The sequence below is a fragment of the Mucilaginibacter sp. genome (assembly GCF_036383575.1).
GTDB lineage: Bacteria > Bacteroidota > Bacteroidia > Sphingobacteriales > Sphingobacteriaceae > Mucilaginibacter.
The window spans coordinates 1-15565 of record NZ_DASVOB010000287.1 but is presented as its reverse complement, the minus strand read 5'-3'; the positions used below and the strand labels follow the sequence as shown (position 1 = coordinate 15565).

The window sequence follows — 15565 nt, the reverse complement described above, 5'->3', positions numbered from 1 at the left end:
AAACTCATTTTATTTATTTCATCTAATTTCTGAATCTCAAAAATCAATTCAGATGGTTATTTAGTCCCGGGCTTTCGATCAATAAAAAGAACGATCTACCCCATATAACAGGGTAGATACGTTCAAATCAAAACAACAATTAAAACAACAATTATCTTCCGGGGTATTTCTTTTAATAATTTTGGTACTCTTATATTACCATTTAGCTTTTTTAATTACTTAAGCCTGATTTCACTTAAACTGCATCCCTGGGCCACCATCGGGAAAACATTATTTTCTCTTGTTACCATTACCTCAAGTAAAAAAGGGCCCTTACTGTTCATCATTTCATTTAAAGCTTCCGGTAATTCCTCACGATCTGATACACATTTCCCTTTAATCCGGTAAGAGGCAGCCAACGTTACAAAATCAGGGCTTTCGAGGTCCGAAAATGAATACCTGCTATCACTAAACAACTCCTGCCACTGGCGGATCATTCCTAAATAGCGATTATTCAATACGATGATCTTAACATCCACCTTGTTTTGCATGATAGTGCCTAACTCCTGTAAAGTCATCTGAAAGCCCCCATCACCAGCAATTGTAATTACAGGTCTGTGGGGAGCGCCATATTTCGCGCCGATTGCTGCAGGCAGGGCAAAGCCCATGGTACCTAAACCACCGCTGGTTACATTACTCCGGGGTTTATCCATTTTTGCATAGCGGCATGTTACCATTTGGTTCTGGCCAACATCCGATACAATAACGGCCTCACCCTTAGTGAGCACATTGAGATGACGCACCACCTCTCCCATAGTTATTTCGCCCGATGTTGGGTTTAATTCGAGCTCAATAACGATATCGTATTCTTCCTTGTAGCGCGTTTTAAACTCAGCCAGCCAATCAGTATGCTCCTTTTGTTCAATTAAAGCAGTGAGCATTGGCAAAGTCTCTTTACAATCGCCCCAAACAGGCACTGCCGACTTTATATTTTTATCAATTTCGGCGGGATCAATATCCAAATGAACCACTTTTGCCTGCCTGGCATATTTATCCAAACGGCCTGTAACCCTGTCATCAAAGCGCATTCCTATCGCAATCAGCACATCGCACTCGTTGGTTAATACATTAGGCGCATAGTTGCCATGCATGCCCAGCATCCCAACATTAAGCGGATGATCACCCGGGATTGCTCCAACACCTAAAATTGTCCATGCGCTTGGGATACCCGACTTTTCAATGAACGCTTTAAACTCAGCCTCGGCACCACCTAAAATCACTCCCTGCCCCCATAACACCAATGGCTTTTTAGCCTGGTTAATTAATTCGGCCGCCTTTTCGATGTATTCAGGGCGTACAATTGGCTTTGGCCTGTAGCTCCGGATATGATCGCATTTAGTATAACCCTTATAATCAAATAACTGCAATTGTGCATTCTTGGTTATATCAATCAGCACTGGACCCGGGCGACCGCTGCAGGCGATATAGAAGGCCTTGGCTAAAACACCCGGAATTTCTTCAGCATCCGTTATTTGATAGTTCCATTTAGTTATAGCACTGGTTATATTGATGATATCCGTTTCCTGGAAGGCGTCGGTGCCCAAAAGATGTGCATAAACCTGGCCGGTAATACAAACCACGGGAGTACTATCTATCATGGCATCGGCGATACCTGTTATCATATTTGTTGCACCGGGTCCACTTGTTGCAAGGGCAACCCCTACCTTCCCTGATGTGCGGGCATATCCCTGTGCCGCATGAATAGCGCCCTGCTCATGCCGGACTAAAATATGTTCGAGCTTTTCATTGTAGTAGTACAGCGAATCATATATTGCAATGTTGGCACCTCCCGGTACGCCAAAAAAAGTATCAACGCCTTCGGCAACCAATGCCTCCAACAAAGCTACCGATCCAGAGATCTGTTTCGTTTCACTCGTTGATATTGCTGTTGCTTCCTGTTGTGCAGTTTTCATTTCGTTTAGTTTTCGTTTTTTGAATATGTGCCGTGGTTTAATTCCCGAATCTGTGCGCTGTATGATTTCAAGCAAGATTCATATAACCTCAATTGCAAATTTAGACCGCTCGTTCCAGTATCTTTTTTCAGACATAGCCAAAGTTTTTATCATTCCAGCCAATGCGGTAGCCACTTTACAGATTTCTAAAGGGCATGATCAGGCGTTTATTCCAGTGTGCATATGTTTTACCAATGGCGGGGATCACAAGGATCACCGCTGCAAGCACAAGTGTTATGATCGCGAAGACCATAAACATTGCCCGATTTGTTAGCAATTGGCTTTGCTGTGTCAGATTTTGCCATATAGCTGCATTGGCTAAACCCGAAGCTTGATCTGCTGAAAATCCCTTTGAGGTATAAAGCGCCCGGTAGGTATTTAAACGTACAATTGTATTTTGATTATCAGACGTAAGGTATCCAAGAAAGCCTTCTTTAAAATATTGATTAAAGTACAATTGCAGGTTATAAAACCCTGCGAATGAATTTAAAGTGGAGGTAAAACGCGTACATGCCGCTATTACCAGGCCGGTTGTACCTGTGTAGGCCGGTGCCGATGTAAGTACAAATATCATAATGGGAACGAACAAAAGTCCTGAAGCTACGCCCTGCATAAATACCGGAAATAGCAGATCGGTAAATGATAAGTCGGGCGTTAATAAAAAGCTCATCCATATATTGAATGCTCCCATCAACACAAATCCCACTATCAGCAGCACCTTGATCGTTATTTTTTTTGCAAGCAGCAGTCGAACTGCAAACACCAGCATGCCAACCATCCCCGTTATATTACATAAGGCAAGTACCATCACCTGTAGCGCACTCCACTTGAGTACACCACCCGCGTAACCATAAATAAGATTGATACTGTCCTTACATCCATAGTAAATGGCAAGCAAACAAACGGCAATTACAAAATTCCTTGATTTGATCACCCCGAGATGAACCACCGGCCTTTTTACGATGTGTTGCCTGTATAAAAACAACGACGATCCAATCACTGTAGCAAAAGCGCTGTAACAAATCCGCGGGTCATCAAACCAATAATATTTTGACCCATAAATAATTGTATAAGCCAGTGAAAGTGCACTAAAGGCAAATATCACCATCCCGCCCCAATCTATTTGATACAGTGGATAGCGCTTATGTACCGACGACCGCTTCAGCATGAGCAAGGTGATGAGTAGCGTTACCATCTGAAACCCTATAAGGTAATAGTAAGTAACCTTCCAATCTGCCGATTCCACAACCACCCCACCAACAAAACCGATCAATACAGTATTGCTCAGCAAGGTTCCGTAAAATACCGCCGGTGCTATTGTTTGTACACGTTCTGATGGCAAACGCGAAAAGATGAGCAATAGCCCGAACACAATCACATTCCCTGTCACAATTCCCTGAAAGAACCTTATCACAAGAAACAAAGTAATATCCTGGCAGTGCAAACACACAAAGTTCAGCACTATGGCCAGCATCATACTTGCCAATAAATAACTCCGTGTTTGAAAGTATTTGAAAAACCGAAACTGTACCGGTAAAACAGTAATAATACCGGCGTAAGTTGACATAACTCCAAATTGAATATCTTCCGGCTGTGCACCGAGATAAGCAACAATATAATTCTGGGTAAGCACAAACATCCCCAGCTGTACCAGGCCCGACAGCAAAATCATGAACAACGCAATGCGCACGCCCCAATGCCAGCCTGTTATCCAATCTTTAAAGTATACCGATTTCATGATTATGATTTCTTTTTAACAGCTACGGTCACGTTCATTCCGGGCACTACGTTAGCCGACTGTTCATCTGCAAACTCAATTTTTACGGGTACCCGCTGAATGATCTTAACAAAGTTCCCGGTAGAGTTATCGGGTGGTAAAAGCGAGAAACGAGAACCGGTAGATCCTGCTATAGCCATGATCTTTCCTTTAAATATTTTATCATTTATTGCATCTACTCTTATCTCTACAGGCTGCCCTACATACATACCAGCCACTTGTGTTTCCTTATAGTTTGCGGTAATCCATTTTTCTTTTTCGTTAATGATACTCACCAATGGTTGCCCCGGCTGGATCTGTTGCCCCTCTAAAATATTTTTACGCCCCAGCCTGCCGGTGTACGGCGCCCGGATGATGGTATAAGATAAATTAAGCCTTGCCAGCTCCAGTGCAGCTTGTTTACGCTTTACGTCTGCCTGCAATACACCGAAATGCGTTTTTAGCTCTGCTATTCGTGCCTCATTGGTCTTCAGGCCATTTATTGCAGCACTGTAATCACTTTCGGCCACGTCATAATGTGCTTTAACCAGTTCCAGGTCGGCACCCGTAGCAGCATCTTCTTTCACCAGGTTGGTGTATCGCCTGATATCCTGTTGCTGCTGTACGTATTTAGCCTGCGCACCTTTGATTTGGTCCTGGTTGATATGCGTACCTGTTTCGGCCGAGCGAACTCCGGCTGCAAGCACGGTTAGCTGGGCATGGGCATCGTCCATGGCGGCTTCTGCCGCCTCCAGTTGGGCACGATACTCCCTGTTGTCAAGCATAACCAGTGTATCGCCTTGTTTAACCAGTTGATGTTCGTTAAAATAAACATGCTGGATATAACCACCGGCCCTTGCCGAAACCGGGTTAATATATGATTCCACCTGGGCATCGTTAGTTTCTTCGTAGTGTTTGCTGTATTTCAAATACTGAAAAAAATACACAGCCCCTGCAACTAACAAAACTGCCGCAATAACCGTGATAATGATATTACCCGGATGCGTTTTATGATTTTCTCTTTTCATTTTTTTAATTGTTGATTATAAATTCCCGCTGGTATAAAGGATGTGATAGTAAATAGCAAGTGCATCAGTTTGTGCTTTAACCAGGTTAAACCTCGATTCCTGGTACAGGTTATCCGCATCAAGCAGATCCGTCAACAGGGAAAGCTGATTTAAATACTTGGTATTCACTATCCGGTAATTGACCTGTGCCTGCGCTACAGAGTGCTCATTAACCGAAATGCGGGTAAGCGCTTCGGCGTACTTTACATAGTAAGACTTGATCTCTGTTTTTACCTCATCGGTATAAGCCTCTTGCCGTACCTCCAGTTCTTTTACACGGAGCTTGCCCGCTGCCACCTTACTTTTGTTGTGGTAAAGCGATGAGATGCTATACTGTGCTTTCAGCCCAACAAAACCGATGGCATAAGCCTGGTTAACCGGCGGAAAGACCAGGAAATTAGGGTAATTAATGCCATAGGCACTGTAAAAACTTAAACTTGGCATGTTAGCGCTTTGCACAACTCTGAGTCTTGCCCGTTGCGTTTCCACATTTTCTGCTGCCTTTTGCACGCTGTATGACGAAACCCCGGCGGCTTCGATAAACGGCAGCAGCGAAAGCGCTTCAGGCTTGGGCATCCCGGCCGAATCAACCGGCGAGATCCGAACAGAATCAGGAACATTCATTAAAACATCCAATTTCTGGTTCGCGATGGTGATATCGTTTTCATTTTGCTCCAAGGCAAGCTGAACGTTTGACAATGTCACTTCGGCCCGCAGAACATCACTTCTGGTAACTTTTTGATTTTTGTAAAGCGTATTAATGTTATTCAACCGGGTTTGTGCTCTTTTAAGCTGATCGAGGATAAATTTTTGCAGATCGTTGAGTTTAACCAGGTCAAGGTATTGATCCGCTGTTTGTAAAGCAATATTTCCCGACTGATCACGTGCATTCAGCTTTGCTGCATTTAAGTGCGAAGACTGTTCCTTTTGCAATGCCCTAAGCCTTCCGCCGCTGTAAATATTAAAGGATGCATCAACCCCTAAATTGGCAGCATTAGCCGTTGGCGGTGTGGATATTGTGGTGGCATGGCTAAGCCCCTGTGAAAAGAGCGTCAAGTTTGAGAACCGCTGATACGAGCCTCCAACATTAACAGTTGGTAATGCCGCTTTGAAAGCGTCCTTACGATCTTCGACGGCGGCGCTTTCTTCAATGTTTGCAGCCTGTACCCATTTATTTTGATTTTTAGCAAATTGTACTGCTTCTGTAAGCGTAAGCTTATAGCTATTGCCCTGGTGCTCCTGGGCACGGGCCGTTATTGGATTTAAGATGAGAATAGTCATCATTAAAACGAAACCCAATAAGATATGATTTTTTAAATTTGTCATGTTTCAAACCCTCTTAAAGTTTTGATATGACAAATCTCCCCCTAATCAACAGGGAAAAGTAGACCGAACAGACTCAGTATTCGTCGAAATGGCTTATGTTGATTTCAAAGAAGAGATGGATTTCAATCGAATTTTTTTCGGTATTCAACCGGCGACATTCCGGTTCCTGCCCGGAAGAATTTTCCAAAAACAGACTGATCTGAAAAATTCAGTATTCCGCTGATCTGCGATACGGTGAGTGTTTTATTCTGCAGCAAAACTTTAGCCTCCAGGATAATGGCGTCATCGATCCATTTTCCTGCCGATCTGCCGGATTGCTTTTTAATGGCTGCCGAAAGAGATTTAGGGGTTAAATGAAGGTGATCTGCGTAAAAATCAAGCTTACGTTCCTCCTTATAATTCTTGCTTAGGAGATGCCTGAATTTTGCAAATAAAGGGTGGGATTTTACAGACGATGATATTTTAGAAAGATGCTGCCAATGATACGCGTCAACTTCATAAACAAGGGAAAAAATGTAGCTTCGAATGATATCGGGCTGGTTGTAGCCTGATCCGGATTGTGTTAGCTGAATAAGCTCATAGATCCTCCTGAATTTATCAGCGCCAGGTTCATCCAATGGCAAAACATGAAGGTCGCTGTTTTCAAAAAAGTCATACCGGGTAAGAAAGAAAAGATCGGCGTGCCGCTCCAATAAAAATGAATCTTTAAAAAATATAACATCCATTTTAAGCAGGTCGCTGCTCTTGGTAAAATACCTGATGACTGAGGGAGCTAAGGTTATAATTGATGGTGCTTTAACATCCCAAACGGTAAGGCCGGTGTTTAGTTTTACCCCGCCTTCCCTTATATAAACAATAGCGTAGCTTTCTGCCCGGTACGGCTCTTCGTGATATGGACTATTGCCGGAACTAACGAAAAGATATTCCTTATTACTATCAGGCACAGAGAACAACCGGCTGTGTCTTGAAAGCGAAAAGGTTTTCATGGGATCCATCAATGCAAAATTACAACATTAGGCTTGTTTTTGGTCGTTTTGCCTTTTTATATAAAAAGTGTGTTAAACCGAAGAGGGCCGATGAAATTCTAAATCGAAAACCGCCCCCGTTTACAACAGGGGCGGTTTATAAAGATCCGTTCGGGCTTACGCAGACTTAGGCACCAGGGCTTCACCTTCAAACACAATTCCCGGCCAGCCATGAGCCATAAATTGCCGGATATTCTGATGGTCGGAACCGTCAGGAGTTGTCAGAACCGCCTTGTAGTATTCTGCAAATAAATAAAGCGTATCTGCCTCACTCAGGCTGTTAATTTGAGCAAATGCGAAAACCCTGGCGCTGCCCTGGTTCTGCGTGGCTTCATTGTAAATATTGCCATTTTTAAATGCTGTCGGCTGATGCTCGTAATTCGTCGTTATAAATTCGATAACTTCATTAAATGTTACAGTACCTTCTTTTAAGGCAGTAAGTAAAGCAGATAATTGTTCTTTCATTAAGAGAGTTTTTTGCGAAAATAAATTTAAAAACCGTTATCAGCACAGGTTATTGATTTAAATTTAGAGAGAACGGATGAAGGTGGCATCTGAATTTGGCACCCCTTTATTGTAAATGTGCACTTTCATGATGCATCAAATTTCTTTATATTCAGTGCTGTTATGAAACGTTACCTTATCCTCTTGATCACTTTTTGCGGCTTGTTTACCAGGGTTTGCGGACAATCGTCATCCGCGGCTATTGACTCTCTCATAAAATATCGAATTATAACGGCTAAACAACGCCCCATACTGGAACGTGAACTCAGGGATAAGTCGCACTATGCTTCTGATCGCTCTCTGATCCTTTGGGGCCTGTATAGTATTATATTGCAAAAAACATTTCATATTAACCCCCGCAAAACAGGAATTATGTATGCTTACAGTAGCGGTATCCTTCATAAAAAAAGCCAGGACAGTATTAACAGATACCTCCGCTCACAACTGGTGAAAATCAATAACGCAGGATTACTAACCGACAGGGTTTACACTTATGCGCAAAAAGATATAGATAGTAGCCGTTATGTGGCTGAAGTGCAGTTGACGGGGACATTAGCAGAAATGAGTGCACGCCTGGAATGGCTGACGCCTCCAAAACTGCTACCCGTTGCAGAGCAATTACATCAGAACGGTATTGTTAGCGACTCGTCTTTTATACGTTTACAGGACGATATCAAGAACGGCAAAATAGAATCGGCCTTTCAGTTGAATGATTATTGTGAGCTGGACCGGGTATTTGATCTCAATAAATATCCTGATGACCCGCGCTTATGGTTGGAGCAACTTCTTCGCGACATCTCTTCAATTCTGCCAAACCTTCATTTTACGGATTTTAGCTATACCACAGCACCTGATCCTTCCTCATCTATAGCAAGTTTCCCTGCAAGTAAATATAAGGTGAGTTTAGTTTGCAACGGAAAAACTTATAAATATAGTAGTGTTGTATCTACGTTCAACAACAAGCAAGGGCAATTACACTTTATCGACATATTCGCCGAATTTTACTACCGGATATTCAATAAGGTTCTGACAGACCAGCAATCGCCATACAGACTGCACTTGCCAATGTTTAGCCATACCAGCTCGAAGAACGATAACACCCGTCGCTTTGCCCTTATCGCTTTACGGGAAGAACAAATCGAAGTATTTATGAAGGATCCCTGTATGTCTTACATGACGGTAAGCATGGACAATTACGATAACACATTAACATCTGTGAGGGTTGACAGCACAATTGCGGCATGGAAGAATATTGGCCTTTTCAACCATCTTTCAAAAGAAGAGATCAATAAAGCAACGGACGATGCGGAAGCGGACGACTTTTTTTCGATGAATAAATTGTTATCAAATTTCCCCGGGGTGGTCTATCCTTTAGATTCCTTATGGATGAGTGCTGGCTATCCATATAAAGATTTGTTAAATCATCTCTCCAGGATAACACATGGTGCATTTAACCCAACAAAGATCACTCAACAAAAAGTAAAGGGCGGCATCAAACTACAATATCTATGCAAAGGAAAAACTCATTCTAAAAAGTTTAATACTGCAAACGATTGGCTGGATGCTACATTCATTGCCTACCTGGAAGGGCTGAGCAAGGAAAATAATTTGACTGGCAACTTCTATCGTCTTTCGGACAGCTACGTAATTTACCTGAACGCACAACAATATATGTATGCTACAAAATACAAATTACTGGATTTCGGCGAAACCATCCCCGAAAACGTAAAAACAGATTCAGGAAATTAAGATCCATAGCTTTTACCTATTTCTTCTCAAATTTCCATGCATCCAAACCCAATGTATAGCCCCCTTTTTTATTGAGCGATGAGCAAACTAAGCGTATAGATGCCGGGCTTTTAAGATCCGCTTTTTTATCAAAACTTTGAATTTCGAGCAGTTTGTTATTGCTGTAAGCAGCCTGTAAGTGGCCGTTAGCCATTTTTATGGTAATGGGCGGCCAGCGGTCTTCTAACTTTATTACGCCATCGTATTTTAGCTTGTAAACAGGGGTTTCATTTACCAATAAACTCACATCGCCACGGTAATAAGCGGAGTGTAAAAACATACGGGCTATTACTTTTTGTGCTTTATCCAATACCTCCAAGTAAACGCCATTCTTTTCATCAAAGCTATTGCCGGCCCCTACGTTAACACAGTTTTGGGTGTAATTAACAATGCCCGATAATGTCCAGGAAGCAAGGTTAGCCTGATTACCAAGCTCGCGGCTTAAAATAGCCTGATTGTTTTGTTGCCTAAAGTCGATGTAAATATCGGGGTTGGTTTTGCGGTACGTTTTAATATTGGTGTGTATATTCCACCATTGGGTGTATTTATTTGTGCTATCATCCGTAGCCGGCTGCCGTTTCCAGCCGTAGCGGTTATTTTCAAGTGTGCTGTTATATGGAAGATCATCCATAAGTTGGATGGTTGATGACTCACCTGCTGGTTTTAAACTATAAAGTTGTTCGTCAGGAATTACCTGTTCATGCTGACTGGCACTACTCCAATAAAACTGAATAGACCTATTCAAAACCACTCCTGCCGGACATTCCAAACGTACGGCGTAACGTGCCCCCTTTTCTAAAGCAATCCCGGGATTGCCATTTTGGGAAGCTATTAATTTCCCATCAACCCACAGTCTGCAATCGGCAATATGATCACCTTTCAAAAAGAACTCATATTGCTCCGAATACAAGGGACTTACAAAACCGTTATAACTAAGCGATGCCCCCGAAGCTGTCATTATATTTTTAGTTGAAAAACCATGGGTATTAACAGCCAAATTGATAGGAATAACCTGCTCTTTTATAGTTGTTAACCCGTTGATCTTCCAGCGGTGTACGCCGCCATGCATGCTTTCATCGTTATGATATAAATAAGTATCGCCATTAGGTAATTTTACTACAGATGCAGCAAAGCAGTTACCGGCCATCTCGGCGGCTGCTTCACCACTTCCGGCTTCGGGGCCGGCAACGCCAAACTGGCCAATAAATAAGCCGTCGTCATAAACCTGTGTCCATTTGTTTACTTCACTATTTTTCCAAAACTCACCATGATATCCCCAAAAGATACTGCGCCCGCTTGCCATGGCAATGCAGCCAGGGTAATTGGTATGGTTACCGATATCAAAAGTTCCATCCGATGGGAATGGCCCCCAATATTGCGTAGTCGTGCTCATCGCTGTGCGCCAAAGCAATTTATTACCTCCAACTTTTATCCCCCCCAGGTGCCAGCAATTGGTCGTGGTACCATCAAATAATGAAATAACGCCGGATGAAGTGATCTCGCCCGATCTCAATAAAGTATTATTGCCATGGTAACCCGGATCTGTAGATTCAGCCGGTTGGGTTTGGGCGATAGTATTTTGCGGGCCCCAGATAGGATCACCATCCGGTGTAAATTTCAAGAGCTCTCTCTTAGTAAAAATGGTCGGCACACCTGCCCTGAATGTTGAAACCTTATAGAGTGAACCATCCGGGTATAGCTGGGTATTATCCATAGGGATATCAACTCCGGTTATTCGCATCGGCCCGGTTTTGGGTAGTTCAACCAGTTTCCAACTAAAAAACGACCTAATCCTATGCGCCAGCAAAGCATAGGTTTTACCGTTGCTTAATGTTGTAACGCCCCGCAGCCTGTTGTATTTATCATCATATTCGGCCGGGATATTATGCCCCCAGTTACGCACCAGCTGCCATGAGCCATTGTTAGCCGCCAGTGGCTTATTGTAATCCACCTTAAATTCAAGGTAATCAGAAAACACGCGCGAGGGATCATTAGCATCAACAAACGAACTATAGGAAGTTTGCAGGTACATGATGCGGTCAATAAACTTTCTGTCGCGTGCAAAATGCTGTGCCCTTGAGTTACCGGCATCTTCCACCCAAAAACTACCATCGGGCTGAAAGGCAATAAAAGTGCCCGGGCCTTTAGCTTCGTTAAAATAAAACTTATCGTTATGCACATTGGGATCGGTTGCATAACCACCGGCAGTACCATACGTCCACAATGATTTGCCGTTACTGGCGTCGAATGCTTTTAACTGCTGGCTATCACCGCCATCTGCAACCAGGAGGTTTTTACCATTTGGACTTACTGACAGCGCAAGCGGATATAGTAATCCGGCAGGTGTAACGTTCAATGAATTTAACTTTCCACCGGCATCGACAGCGAATTTCTCTACTATCCGTTTACCATTTTTAGCGTAGATGAGCCAAACATGTCCCTCATCGTCGGCGGTTATATTTAACGGTGTGTCAAATGATTGTTTTTGTACGAGGGCACCTGTTGTTTTATCAAGCACATGCAATTCATTCAGATTTTTATGAGCGACAAAAAGAAACCTGCCATGTTTTTGGACGGCGAGGCCTGAGATCTCCGACTTATCATTATTTATATTATCAATAACGCTTTTATACTTACGGCCATATTTTGTGGCAGCAGGCTGTCCGCTGGAAAAACTACTCTCCGAATCATTAGCTACTTTAGTACCAAACACCATCCAGTTGTTAACAACACCGGCATCGTTACCTGCCCAGTAAACATTTATGCCATCTGTAGCCACGTACTTTACAGATAACCCTTTACCCAATACTGCTGTCTTTTTTTGAGGGCTGCGGATGTTAAATTTATAAGTGCTGCCGCTTTGTTCGTTATACCCAACTGCAAAATATCCATTATTACCGCTAATGGCCATCCCGTACATCCGCTCAATAGCATGGTGAACAGATGTGCCGCTAAGAGAATCAGATGTATTGCCGATCACGCCCTCCCATTTATATTTCACATTGTTTGATAATATTTTGACCTCATAACTGCCGTTTGCAGCGAGGCGACCATCATCATCAATACCGTCCCAGGTAAATTGATGAGTACCGGCATTATAGGTTACGCCGCTCCAAAGTGTACGTACCAGGGTCCCCTCTTTTGAATATATGCCGGCACTGGTTTTTGCGTTGCCATCAAGTTTAAAAGTAAATCTGGTTCCGTCCTGAGCCAACGCACGTTGCATGAGCGCAAAGTAAACGCCGGTAAATAAAGCAATAGCAGTAAAGCAGGTTCGGGCCCTTTTTATAAACTGAGAGATTGTTATCATTAAATGGCTCTGTTATAATACCATGTGTACTACAAAGCTATCTTAATATCGTTTGTGGAAATGTACTTTATTAGTGACAATACTATTTTATCCAACCCTGGCCTTTTAGGTAGGCCACAAATTGCGGATTTTGAACAGAAAGCACCGGCAGCCATAACCCCAGTCTTTCCCGTTCCCAATAAGGGCCATCATTGCGTCTGGGGCGGGCAAAGCGATAACGGTAAATAACTGCACGGATGTAACGCGGCGGCTTTCCCGGAAAAGGATTGCCGGCAAATAAATCAACTACACCCGGGTCATTATGCAGCAGTTTCCAGACCAGGTGATACGTCCATGGGTATTGATCGGCTGTTGACATTGCGGCAAACCACATTTGCCAATCCAGCCGTAACTGGTAAGGTGCTACCTGTGGCGGCGGTTGATCCAGCGCCACAGGCAAGCCTTTATAAGGATAAGCTTTCCAGTTGGCGCTATCGGGATTGAGGTCTCTTGTTCCTTCAAAAACTACATTGAAACGCTCCTGCCCCACACTGCCAAATGCCCCGTAAGTATTGACGAGTTCTAAGGGATCAAACGAGGTATTCATAATTTGTTTAGGTGACAAGAGATTGAACGCCGGCTGAAAACTGAGTATCCCGACGATGCAAGTCACTATTATCGCAGTATATTGCATGGGCGTAGAAACCTCTGCCTCCTGGGCAGCCTTCGCAGCTTTGCGTACAAGCACACCCGGTAAAATTTTCGCCCAAAAACTATCATCCATACAAGCCAGCGCAGGTACAATGGTAAGCCAGTTCAAAAACGAAAGGTTGCCGCTCAGGATGATCGCCAATTGGAACAGGATGATGATGGTACCGGCAATATGCCTACCCCGGCGCGGACCAAAAACAAACCACGGTGCCAGTAATTCTGCCAGCCAGTTAAACCAGACACCTAACCGTAACAGCGCATGTGGCAAAAAGTGGAACCAGCGGCTAAGCGGCCCCGGTATGGGCTGGGTTTCAAAATAATAATACAATGCCGTTCCATTACGCCACACGGCATCACCACGGTACTTGATCATCCCCGCGCCGAACATGACCCGGAAGATGAGCCAGCGAAATAGAATAATGATGAGCAAAGGCGGCGGGCGCCTGGGAAAAGGTCGCATATCAAGTAGCGGGCACAAAAAGATAGCAAGAAAACCAGTCTCTGTAAGCTGGATCTCCCAGCCGTAACCGTACCAATCCTGCCCAACATGTACAAGGGATAGATATAACACCCATAACATACCCATCGAAAGCGCATTGGCATAACCAGCCACAACAATTAATGATAAGATCAAGCCTGCCCATGCAACCAGCAACAATGCAAAATCTGAATGCCAAAACCAAAACAGCGAAGGCAACCGGAAGAAAGCCGCTCCCTTTGAACCCAACGCAGTGCTTACCTGTTGCAGGTAATTATCTACCGGCAACAACCCATGTGAACCGATCAATGGCAGTACCTGGTTGATAGCCACAAGAAACGCAGCCGCATAGACTGCGCCCAGCAAACGCAGGAGCACAAAGCGCGTAAGCCAGTACTGAGGTGTATGTTCTTGGCTATCTAACATAGTAATGTGTATTTAAAGTTACAGAGATTTGAAGATTACGGATAGAAATATTGATTACCAATTGGGTATTGGGGCCACAATAAAATTTTTTGCCCCGGCTTAGCGTGTTCCCTACAATAAAAGTAGCCCTGATAATTAATTTTATATATTTATTATATTAAATCTTAATTCTTAAAAATGTCAAACAATAAAAAAAACTGGTATCAAAGGCATATCGAATCAATGAACTTTGGTCAGCGATTGGCCGACTCTGTAGCAGCAGGCATGGGTTCATGGCGGTTCATCATCATTCAAACCCTAATTGTTGCATTTTGGATGGCGTTAAATGTTGTGGCTTTTGTGGGCCATTGGGACCCCTACCCTTACATTTTATTGAATTTATTGTTTTCGACCCAGGCAGCTTACGCCGCACCAATCATTATGATGGCCCAAAACAGACAGAATGAACGTGACCGCGCCCAGGCCAACGAGGATTTTCGTACCAATGTAGAAGCGAAAAAGGAGATTGAAGAATTACAACTGCGCTTGAACACTATTGAAGTAGACAAGCTCGATAAAATTTTGGCACTGCTTGAAAAAATGGATAAAAAATAATCTATTGCCGGTTAGGAACACCAGGCCAATTGCCTTTCGGGATAGTTGGTCTGGTATTTTTCGGAGACCTTTTGCAGAGGACGAAGGTAGGTATCAATCGAAACTATTTTGCATAATGGTTCCTTAACTCTCCGTTGTTTTCAATATAACTCACCCGATCTGTGCCCTCATTGCCATAGCAAAAAAAACAGGATATCCGTTGTTACCCCCCACCCAATGATCACTAATCTATTGACGAACAGCCCTGCATGGTTTTTACAAAAACCAACCGTTTAATCAAATATTGGATGATAGTTTGTAGATTTAAATTATTATGAGAAACCAAACTACCACCAACCAAAGCCTAACCCGCAGACTTATCCGCATACAGTTTATAGCGGGATTGTTGCTTTTAATAATTTCAGGAGCCAGGGCTCAGCAAGTAAAAGACCCTGCAGTTATAGGGCGATGGGATATAATTATCGATAAAGGCGGCAAAAGTCTGCCTTCATGGCTGGAAGTTCAAAAATCAGGCACACATACGCTGATAGGCCGTTTTACCTATGCTTTCGGTAGTGCACGCCCCGTATCGGAAGTTAAACCGCATGATGGAAAGTACAGCTTTTCTATC

At 43.4% G+C, this 15565-nt stretch carries 10 protein-coding genes and 1 pseudogene; 3 read left to right on the top strand and 8 right to left on the bottom strand.

Annotated features, from left to right (window positions below):
• Positions 1-215 precede the first annotated feature (215 nt).
• The 6 genes from ilvB to VF500_RS09945 all read right to left on the bottom strand — a co-directional run bounded on the left by ilvB (position 216) and on the right by VF500_RS09945 (position 7630).
• The gene (ilvB, locus tag VF500_RS09970; protein ID WP_330859533.1) at positions 216-1952 is read right to left on the bottom strand and encodes a biosynthetic-type acetolactate synthase large subunit; all 1737 of its coding nucleotides are present in this window, start codon (positions 1950-1952) and stop codon (positions 216-218) included.
• Between the two features lie 175 nt (positions 1953-2127).
• Entirely contained in the window at positions 2128-3729 is a 1602-nt protein-coding gene (locus VF500_RS09965; protein WP_330859532.1) for an MFS transporter, read from the bottom strand.
• 2 nt (positions 3730-3731) lie between these two features.
• Positions 3732-4775 carry an HlyD family secretion protein gene (locus tag VF500_RS09960; protein ID WP_330859531.1) on the bottom strand — a complete coding sequence of 348 codons (1044 nt, stop codon included), beginning with the start codon at positions 4773-4775 and terminating at the stop codon, positions 3732-3734.
• A 15-nt stretch (positions 4776-4790) separates the two neighbouring features.
• Positions 4791-6140: a TolC family protein gene (locus VF500_RS09955; protein ID WP_330859530.1), complete on the bottom strand. Its 1350-nt coding sequence runs from the start codon at positions 6138-6140 to the stop codon at positions 4791-4793.
• 122 nt (positions 6141-6262) lie between these two features.
• Positions 6263-7126: an AraC family transcriptional regulator gene (locus VF500_RS09950; protein ID WP_330859529.1), complete on the bottom strand. Its 864-nt coding sequence runs from the start codon at positions 7124-7126 to the stop codon at positions 6263-6265.
• A gap of 156 nt (positions 7127-7282) precedes the next feature.
• Positions 7283-7630 carry a HopJ type III effector protein gene (locus VF500_RS09945; RefSeq protein WP_330859528.1) on the bottom strand — a complete coding sequence of 116 codons (348 nt, stop codon included), beginning with the start codon at positions 7628-7630 and terminating at the stop codon, positions 7283-7285.
• A gap of 162 nt (positions 7631-7792) precedes the next feature.
• Here VF500_RS09945 and VF500_RS09940 point away from each other — a divergent pair, with 162 nt between their 5' ends.
• Positions 7793-9418: a hypothetical protein gene (locus VF500_RS09940; RefSeq protein ID WP_330859527.1), complete on the top strand. Its 1626-nt coding sequence runs from the start codon at positions 7793-7795 to the stop codon at positions 9416-9418.
• Positions 9419-9434: 16 nt separating this feature from the next.
• Here VF500_RS09940 and VF500_RS09935 read toward each other — a convergent pair whose 3' ends face one another.
• Positions 9435-12767, bottom strand: coding sequence for a FlgD immunoglobulin-like domain containing protein (locus VF500_RS09935; protein WP_330859526.1), 3333 nt, complete (start codon positions 12765-12767; stop codon positions 9435-9437).
• Between the two features lie 82 nt (positions 12768-12849).
• Entirely contained in the window at positions 12850-14361 is a 1512-nt protein-coding gene (locus VF500_RS09930) for a lipase maturation factor family protein (RefSeq protein ID WP_330859525.1), read from the bottom strand.
• Positions 14362-14538: 177 nt separating this feature from the next.
• Here VF500_RS09930 and VF500_RS09925 point away from each other — a divergent pair, with 177 nt between their 5' ends.
• Together VF500_RS09925 and VF500_RS09920 are read left to right on the top strand one after the other, a co-directional pair.
• Positions 14539-14955 carry a DUF1003 domain-containing protein gene (locus VF500_RS09925; protein WP_330859524.1) on the top strand — a complete coding sequence of 139 codons (417 nt, stop codon included), beginning with the start codon at positions 14539-14541 and terminating at the stop codon, positions 14953-14955.
• Positions 14956-15268: 313 nt separating this feature from the next.
• Positions 15269-15565: pseudogene (locus tag VF500_RS09920) on the top strand (hypothetical protein); the annotation flags it as partial.